Source organism: Zoogloea sp. 1C4 (genome assembly GCF_009469605.1).
Taxonomy (GTDB): domain Bacteria; phylum Pseudomonadota; class Gammaproteobacteria; order Burkholderiales; family Rhodocyclaceae; genus Zoogloea; species Zoogloea oryzae.
Genome location: NZ_SSXU01000088.1, coordinates 1 through 373, shown reverse-complemented (window position 1 = coordinate 373; position 373 = coordinate 1).

The window sequence follows — 373 nt, the reverse complement described above, 5'->3', positions numbered from 1 at the left end:
ACCTCGCCCGTCTCGGCCTCCACCCAGTGCAACTGAAAAACGCGCTTTGCCAGATCCAGACCGAATGTCGTAACCTTCATCACGAGCCCTCCTTACCGTTTGTGGTCGTTTCGACACTTCCACTTTGGCACATCGATGCCGTCAGGTAACAGGAGGGCTCTTCTCATTGAAGAGCACTGCGGACCCATACCTGAGGCGGGAGGGAGGCGTCCATTACATCTCCTACATGGCCGTTCCATGCAACCGCTTGCAGCTCCAGCGGTCAACCTGCGAAGAACGTTCACTGGTGAGGCTCATATGGCACCGCTTGATCGCATCACCCAACAAGCAGAAGTCATGGGCGGCAAGGCGTGCATTCGAGGCATGCGCGTGA